The sequence below is a fragment of the Pantoea vagans genome, from assembly GCF_004792415.1.
Lineage (GTDB): Bacteria > Pseudomonadota > Gammaproteobacteria > Enterobacterales > Enterobacteriaceae > Pantoea > Pantoea vagans.
This window is the reverse complement of the sequence record NZ_CP038853.1, coordinates 1,272,506-1,280,904: the sequence shown is the minus strand read 5'-3', so window position 1 is coordinate 1,280,904 and position 8,399 is coordinate 1,272,506. Positions and strand designations below refer to the sequence as shown.

Annotated in this window: 4 protein-coding genes; 3 read left to right on the top strand and 1 reads right to left on the bottom strand. The window is 55.8% G+C overall.

Going from position 1 to position 8,399, the window contains the following annotated elements:
• Window positions 1-87 precede the first annotated feature (87 nt).
• From EGO56_RS06120 to rcsB, 3 genes are read left to right on the top strand one after another with little or no spacing between them, the layout of a single operon-like run.
• A complete protein-coding gene (locus tag EGO56_RS06120; protein ID WP_135907999.1) occupies window positions 88-1,242 on the top strand; it encodes an MFS transporter in 1,155 nt (384 codons plus the stop codon).
• Between the two features lie 19 nt (window positions 1,243-1,261).
• Window positions 1,262-3,919, top strand: coding sequence for a phosphotransferase RcsD (gene rcsD, locus EGO56_RS06115; RefSeq protein WP_013358558.1), 2,658 nt, complete (start codon window positions 1,262-1,264; stop codon window positions 3,917-3,919).
• A 1-nt stretch (window position 3,920) separates the two neighbouring features.
• Complete coding sequence (rcsB, locus tag EGO56_RS06110) at window positions 3,921-4,571, top strand: response regulator transcription factor RcsB (protein WP_009089068.1); 651 nt, start codon at window positions 3,921-3,923, stop codon at window positions 4,569-4,571.
• A 63-nt stretch (window positions 4,572-4,634) separates the two neighbouring features.
• Here rcsB and rcsC read toward each other — a convergent pair whose 3' ends face one another.
• Complete coding sequence (gene rcsC / locus EGO56_RS06105) at window positions 4,635-7,487, bottom strand: two-component system sensor histidine kinase RcsC (RefSeq protein WP_135907998.1); 2,853 nt, start codon at window positions 7,485-7,487, stop codon at window positions 4,635-4,637.
• Window positions 7,488-8,399: the final 912 nt, after the last annotated feature.

Below are 8,399 nucleotides of genomic sequence, written 5' to 3'. Positions count from 1 at the left end.
CTGCACCACTTTAATAAAAGGCGCAACGGCCACTGAACTCACGGCCAGTGCTACACTTTTCCGCTTTACCCTTGATGAATCTGACCTATGACTGCACTGGACGCTGCACAACAACATAAGCATCAGAGCCGCCTGAACTGGGGCACACGCACCATCTTTCTGATTAATGGTTTAGGGATGTCAGCCTGGGCACCGCTGGTGCCGTTTGCGCGCGACCGTTTGCAGCTCAGCGGCGCCTCACTGGGCGCGTTACTGCTTTGCCTGGGAATTGGTTCGCTGGCCGCGATGCCGGTGACCGGCACGCTGGTGGCACGGTTTGGCTGCCGTCGGGTCATGGGCTTCTCCACGCTGTTAGTGCTGCTTATGATGCCGCTGCTGGCCACCGCTGACTCTCATCTGGTGATGGCAGCGGCGCTGATGCTGTTTGGAGCCGGGCTGGGCATGCTGGATGTGGCGATGAATTATCAGGCGGTGCAGGTTGAGCAGGCTGCCGATAAACCGATGATGTCCGGCTTTCATGGCTTCTTCAGCCTGGGCGGGATTCTGGGAGCGGGCACGGTGAGCCTGTTGCTGAGCCGCGCGTTTACGCCGCTGCACGCGACCCTGGTGGTGATGGCCGTGATGCTGTTACTGCTGCTGTGGCGACTGCCGGTGTTAATGAATCAGCGCCTGCATCAGCCCGATCAGCCCTGGCTGGTGATCCCACGCGGCTGGGTCGCATTTCTTGGCCTGCTCTGCTTTATCCTGTTCCTCGCGGAAGGGGCAGTGCTGGACTGGGGCGCACTGCTGTTGCTGCAGAATCCGGCGATGTCACCCGCTTATGCGGGTCTGGGCTATGCGGTCTTTTCGGTGGCGATGACGCTGGGCCGTTTTAGCGGCGATAAGATCATCCAGCGTTTTGGCCGCTATCCGGTGATGCTGACGGGCGCACTGACTGCCGCAGCGGGTATGACGCTGGCCGTCTGGCTGCCGTGGCCGGAGATCGCCCTGCTGGCATTTCTGCTGGTGGGCTTTGGTTTGTCCAATACGGTGCCGATGTTGTTCAATGCTGCCGGGAATCAACAGGATATGCCTGCGAACCTGGCGATTTCTGCCATGACAACGCTGGGATATGCGGGTATTCTCTCAGGTCCGGCTTTAATCGGATTCATTTCGCAATGGATCAGCCTCAGCGGCGCATTTTTAATGATCGCGCTGTTGCTGTTAGCGGTAGCCGCCAGTGCGCGAAAAGTTGCGCGATAATTCAGGTACCTGACACGCTATGTTGTATAAGTTTCCACTGACCTCCGGCAATGTCACCCGCTTTTTTGTGGTTTTCAATCTGGTGCTGCTGCTGGCGCTGGGCTTTATGGTGCATAACTCGGTCAATGCCTGGCTGACCGGCAAACGCTATGCGATGGACGATCTGGCGCGTGACGTGCAGAAGCGCATCGACGCCTACCGCTTTGCCACCTGGCAAATCTATGAAAATCTCTCCACCAGTGCAGCAGGCGCCACACCCGGCAGCAATCTGCAGGAGACGCGACTGCGTCCTGACGTCTATTACCTGGAAAAAACCCGCCGTAAAACCGAAGCGCTGATTTTCGGCTCACACGACAGCAGCACGCTGGATATGACCATGCGGATGTCGAACTATCTCGACACGCTGTGGGGCGCAGAAAATCCTACCTGGTCGATGTACTTTTTAAACGGTCAGGACAACAGCCTGATTATGATCTCGACCCTGCCGCTGAAAGATATGGCGACGCGCTATAAAGAGAGCGCTATCAGCGCAATGGTGGATAGTCGCCGCGCGGAGATGCTGCAACAGGCTAATGCGCTGGATGAACGCGAGAGCTTCTCGCCGCTGCGCCACCTCGCCTTCCAGAACGACCACTATTTCACGCTGCGCACCACCTTTAATCAGCCGGGCCATCTGGCCACGGTGGTCGCCTTTGATCTGCCGGTTAACGATATTGTTCCGCAGAACATGCCGCTGGAAAACTTCCAGCTGCGTCAGGACAGCTCAATGCCTGCCACGACAGCCGATCAGCAGGAGGTAGAAAACACCCGCATCACGCTGGTTAATCCCAACATTGAGATTACGGCCACCCTGCCCAGTACGTCGCTGCAGCTGGTCTATCAGGTGCCGATTACCCGCCTGATTATCGACAGCCTGCACAACCTGCTCTGGCCGCTGCTCATCAACCTGCTGCTGTTCCTGCTGTCGCTGGCGGGTATCGTGCTGCTGCGCCAGCAATCGCTGCGTCCCAGCGAGAATCAGAGCGCTGAACTCGACTCGCTACGGGTACTGAATGAGGAGATTGTCGCCAGCCTGCCGGTCGGCTTGCTGGTGTATGACTTTGCCAGCAACCGCACCCTGCTGAGCAATAAGATTGCTGAACATCTTTTGCCTCACCTCAATCTGCAGAAGATTATTAATATGTCCGACCAGCATCAGGGCGTGCTGCAGGCCACTATCAATAACGAAGTGTATGAAATTCGCCACGCCCGCAGCGTGCTGTCGCCACATACCCAGCTGTTTATGATGCGTGATCAGGATCGTGAGCTGCTGGTGAACAAGAAACTGCAGAAAGCGCAGCAGGTGCTGGACCGCAACCATCAGATGCGTCAGCAGCTGCTGCACAATCTGGGTCATGCGCTGAATCAGCCACTGGAGAAGATGGTGACGCAGCTGGTGCAGCTCAGCCAGCGTGACGCCGATGAGACCGTGCTGGACCTGCTCGATGAGAGCCAGGGGCTGGCGCGACTGGTGGATGATATCGTGCTGCTGAACCGGCTTGAGGCGCATGACTGGTCACCGGATGCCACCGTCTTTAACCTGCAGGAGCTGCTGGACGAAATCGCACTGGAAAGCCTGCCGCTGATGCGTCGCAAAGGGCTGTCGCTGGTGGTGAATAATCATCTGGCGAATGACGAGACGCGCTTTGGCGACCGTCGCGCCCTGCGCAAAGTGCTGACCACGCTGATGCACTATGCTCTGACCACCACCCGCTGGGGAAAAATCACCCTGGAGGTTAAGGCTGCGGACAAACAGGCCGATAGAGTGATCATCGAACTGGTGGACACCGGTGCGGGCCTGACGGTGGATGAGCTGGCGAATGTCGACTTCCCGTTCCTGGGCGATACCAGTCAGGATCGCTACGGACAGGCTTCCGGCATGGCGTTCTTCCTGTGCAAGCAGCTCTGCAAGCAGATGGGTGGCAGCCTCGATATCGTGGCAAAAGCGGATATCGGCACGCGCTATAACATGCAGCTGCCGCTGGTGCTGGAGCAGAAGCACGAAGAAGAAGAGGAAAAGATTCTGGATGGTGTGACCGCGCTGGTGGAGATCACCGTGGAGGACGTGCATAAAATCGTCTGCCGCCATCTGGAGAACTGGGGCGCACGGTGTCTGACACCCGATGAGCGCATTTCCGGTCAGGATCACGATGTGCTGGTGACCGACGATCCCTCAAAGCTTAGCGGCTGGGCACTGCTGCTGGCGGAAGATGAACTGGGTCATCATGCACTGAACGACCAGCAGTATCGGGTCAATTTCAATCTCAGTAATGCGATGCTGGATGCCTTACTGGCCCTGATTGAGAAGCAACTGTCGCATGATGTGATGGATAATGACATGGAAGACGACACGGCCACGCCATTGATGAGCGGCGGCTATTTCCAGCTGTTTACGGAGACAGTACCGGTTGATGTGAAGAGACTGTATACTGAGTCGGCGGAAAAGGACTACGCCTCGCTTGCTCAGACAGCGCATCGCCTAAAGGGCGTGTTTGCCATGCTCAATCTGACTCCCGGCAAACAGCTTTGTGAAGAGTTAGAACACCACATTAAAGCGTGTGACGATTCAAACATTACAAATACCACCAGTGATATTGACGCTTACGTCAATCAACTGCTGCAGCAAGGTAACCAATAAGATGAATAACTTAAACGTAATTATTGCCGATGACCATCCAATTGTCCTTTTCGGTATCCGAAAGTCTCTGGAACAAATTGAATGGGTCAACGTTGTAGGTGAGTTCGAAGACTCAACAGCACTGATCAATAATCTGTCCAAGCTTGACGCTAACGTCCTGATCACCGACCTCTCCATGCCAGGTGAGAAGTATGGCGATGGCATTACGCTGATTAAATACATTAAACGCCACTATCCGGATCTGTCGATTATTGTTCTGACCATGAACAATAACCCGGCGATTCTGAGTTCTGTGCTGGATCTCGATATCGAAGGGATTGTCCTGAAACAGGGCGCACCTACCGATCTGCCGAAAGCACTGGCTGCACTGCAGAAAGGCAAGAAATATACGCCGGAAAGCGTTGCGAAACTGCTGGAGAAGATCAGCGCAGGTGGTTATGGCGACAAGCGTCTGTCACCAAAAGAGAGCGAAGTACTGCGTCTGTTCGCTGAAGGTTTCCTGGTAACGGAAATCGCCAAGAAACTGAACCGCAGTATCAAAACGATCAGTAGCCAGAAGAAATCAGCGATGATGAAACTGGGCGTGGATAACGATATCGCGCTGCTGAACTACCTGTCGTCTGTCAGCCAGACTCAGGTCGAAAGAGACTAAGTTACGTCTGAGGCGGTGCAGCCTGCACCGCCTTACCTCTGCCCTATCCTGCTTTATCCTGCCCTATCCTATCCGCGTTTTACGCACCCGATCAGCATAGATGGCCAGCGTCACTTTCAGCACATCCAGCGTCACCGGTTTTGACAGGCAGTTATCCATGCCCGCATCCATACAACGCTGTTTCTCTTCCGCCAGCGCATTCGCCGTCACGCCGACGACCGGGAAGAGATGGCCCAGCTGACGCAACCGCTGCGTCAGGCGATAACCATCCATGTTTGGCATGTTCACATCCGTCAGCACGATGTCGATTTCATTACGACTCAGCACGTTAAGCGCATCAACACCATCCTGCGCGGTTTTGACCTGATAGCCCAGCGTGCCAAGCTGTTCCGACAGCAGCATGCGGTTAATCGGATGGTCATCGACAATCAGCACCATGATGTCATCGTTATGCACTTTCTCTTCGACCGGCGCGGCCAGCAGCAACGCATCCGCCGCATCGTGACCCAGCGAAATACGGTAGATGCGCGCCAGCAGCGCCGGCACCTCGTGCAGCGTGGCTGTCGAGTGGATCCAGCGTCCCGGCTGACGTTCACGCGGCATATCCACATGCGATCCGTCAAAGGTGATCAGCGCCCGCAGCGGTAAGTCGATTTCCAGGTCGTAATCGGTCATCACCACATCGTCGTGACCCGGCTTACCGTTATATTCCGCGACCTCAATGCCCTGCTGCTGGATCTGGCGGGTAATAAACTCCGCAAGATAGTCGTTACGCATCGCCAGCCAGATTTTGTTCTCTTTCAAATCCTCCAGCAGCATCAGTGACGGCTTCTGCCCTTTGTAGATCGGGATACGCACAATGAACTGGCTGCCCATGCCGGGCTCTGAGTCAACTTCAATGTCACCGTCCATCATATTGATCAGCTTTTCACAGATCGCCAGTCCCAGCCCGGTGCCCTGGAAATTACGCTGCACGCCACTGCCTACCTGGAAGAAAGGATCAAACAGACGCGGCAGCTCTTTCGCCGGGATGCCGACGCCGGTATCACGGACGCGGAAGGCCAGATAGCCTTCAGCAACCCAGGCGTGGAGGATAATACAGCCGGTGTGCGTGAACTTAATCGCGTTATTCAGCAGGTTCGAGATCACCTGCTGCAGACGCAGCGGATCCCCGTCCAGCACCTGCGGCACATCATGTTCGATAAAGCAGTAGAGCGTCAGCCGCTTCTTCACCACCAGCGACAGATAGTTGCCGACGATGTGGGTGACGATTTCGCGCGGTGCAAACGGACGTGGCTCGATTTTCAGCTGCTCGGACTCAATTTTCGAGAAGTCGAGAATATCGCTGATAATCTTCAGCAGCAGGCTGGAGGAGTTGTTCATCGCCGTCACCAGCGAGTCGATGCCGCTGGGCAGCTCTTTAGTCTGTAACAGGTCGAGATTACCGATAATGCCATACAGCGGCGTGCGCAGCTCGTGACTGACGGTAGCCAGGAACATCGATTTAGACTGGCTGGCCTGCTCTGCCGCGTGGGCCATCTCCTGCAGAGACTGCTCCATTCGTACGCGCGCCGAAACGTCGACCAGCACGCAAATCGCCACGTTCTCATTACGATAGCGCGAATGCACAAAGCTGATCTGCAGGTTAGTATTACTGCCGGTCAGCACATCGACAAAGTTGACCTGCTGCCCGCCAATAATCTCATTCAGCCTCAGACGATCTTCCTGCGTCAGCAACGTCAGATAATTGTGCGCCAGCTCGTTACTCAGAATATTGGTACCGTCGCTGGTGCGTAAAATACAGATCCCGACCGGCGCAGAAGCCACAATTTTACGGTTAAACTGCTCATGCTCTTCCAGCCGGTGCGCATTCTCCTCCGCCGGCAGGAACATCCGTCGCTCAAACACCCATGCGAGAGTAAACAGGATCACGGCGCTGAAAATATTAAGCAGCAGCGCATTGATAATCATCAGCTTAAGCTGATCCACCATCACGTCGGTGGGTATCGACCACACCACGTTAAGATCGGATGGCGGCAGCGGTTTCTTCAGCACCAGCTGACGATACCCATTCAGATAACCGAACCAGGTTTTATCATCCGGCAGATTATCCAGCGAGAAGCCCAGCCCGCCGCGCCGCGAGTTAAGCAGCGGACGGTAATTTTCGTCGGTAATGGACGCAATAATCGGCAGGCTGCCCGGCTGAATAAACTCATCCAGCCGGATGTTCTGCTCAACACCCAGCAGCGCCTGTAACTTATTGGCGACATAAACCGGCACTACCATATAGAAGGTGCCGACGCCGGGCTGCGCACTGCTGTTGATCCAGTACATTGGATTGCGGCGATCTTCTTCGCTGCTATTACGATAGCGCAGTACATTCTCACGCAGCGATTTCAGGCTGCGTTCCCGATCGGCATTACTGCTGCCAATGGTAAAGTCCGCCAGACACTGACTCTCGCCACCGATAAAGAACACCCGATTAAGCTCATACGACGAGGCGAAGTTGCTCTTCCAGTAATTGATGTAGTAGCTGAGGGAATCGAGCGAGTTGCGCCAGGTATTGCTCATTGAGGTACAGTCGCCATCCGAAAAGAGTGGCGTAAACTGCGGCTGCGTAGTTTTGCCCGGCATCATGCCGGTCAGCACATCCAGACCACTGCTGGCGTTGGTTAAGCGGTTCTCGGTGATATATTTCAGCTCACGCATCATGTCCGCCGAATGGCGCACATACCACTGAATCGTGCCGTAGTTACTGGCGAACTCCTGCCGGACCTGCGTCTCTTTATTGTGCAGCACGCTGATGATGTAAAACGCCGTCAGAACAGCGCCCAGCGTCCAGATTAGCAGCGCCAGCGCGCGGAAAAGATAGCGCGAGATGCGAAGCGTAGTGCGGAAAGAGACAGGATATTTCAAAGGTAACTCGCAGTTGGCAAGGTTAGTCGCATCATCGATTTTTAATGCCCATACACTAGCTTTATCAGGCGAAAAAAGCCAGCCAGCCGCAGGCTTAGCGGAAGGTTTGGGAATCTTTTAAGATAGTGAAAGCAGCCAGCTATAAGTGCACAAGAAGGCTTGCGTACAGGCTTGCCCGTAAGAACTCAAAGCGACACTGTAATCCCAGCGAGAAAGGCTGGCTATGCCCGAAGAGCAAAGCGTCCACGCCACCGATGGCGTGGCCGATCCGCAGGGATGCGGGAATCCTTTGCGATCGGGCATAGCGGGTCTTTCGGCGGCTCCCGGCTCACAGCCACCGGCTTCAGGCTTTCGATGCCCGTTCTCTGCTACCCTGCCTCCACTCAAAGCAACACCGTAATCCCAGCGAGAAAGGCTGGCTATGCCCGAAGAGCAAAGCGTCCACGCCACGGATGGCGTGGCCGATCCGCAGGGATGCGGGAATCCTTTGCGATCGGGCATAGCGGGCCTTTCGGCGGCTCCCATCCCACAGCCACCGGCTTCAGGCTTTCGATGCCCGTTCTTTGCTACCCTGCCTCCACTCAAAGCAACACCGTAATCCCAGCGAGAAAGGCTGGCTATGCCCGAAGAGCAAAGCGTCCACGCCACGGATGGCGTGGCCGATCCGCAGGGATGCGGGAATCCTTTGCGATCTGGCATAGCGGGCCTTTCGGCGGCTCCCATCCCACAGCCACCGGCTTCAGGCTTTCGATGCCCGTTCTTTGCTACCCTGCCTCCACTCAAAGCAACACCGTAATCCCAGCGAGAAAGGCTGGCTATGCCCGAAGAGCAAAGCGTCCACGCCACGGATGGCGTGGCCGATCCGCAGGGATGCGGGATTTCTTTGCGATCGGGCATAGCGGGCCTTTCGGC

What these genes read in the sequence shown, in the direction of transcription:
- EGO56_RS06120 (WP_135907999.1), top strand. Translation starts at nt 88, where the DNA reads ATGACTGCACTGGACGCTGCACAACAACATAAGCATCAGAGCCGCCTG.
- rcsD (WP_013358558.1), top strand. Translation starts at nt 1,262, where the DNA reads ATGTTGTATAAGTTTCCACTGACCTCCGGCAATGTCACCCGCTTTTTT.
- rcsB (WP_009089068.1), top strand. Translation starts at nt 3,921, where the DNA reads ATGAATAACTTAAACGTAATTATTGCCGATGACCATCCAATTGTCCTT.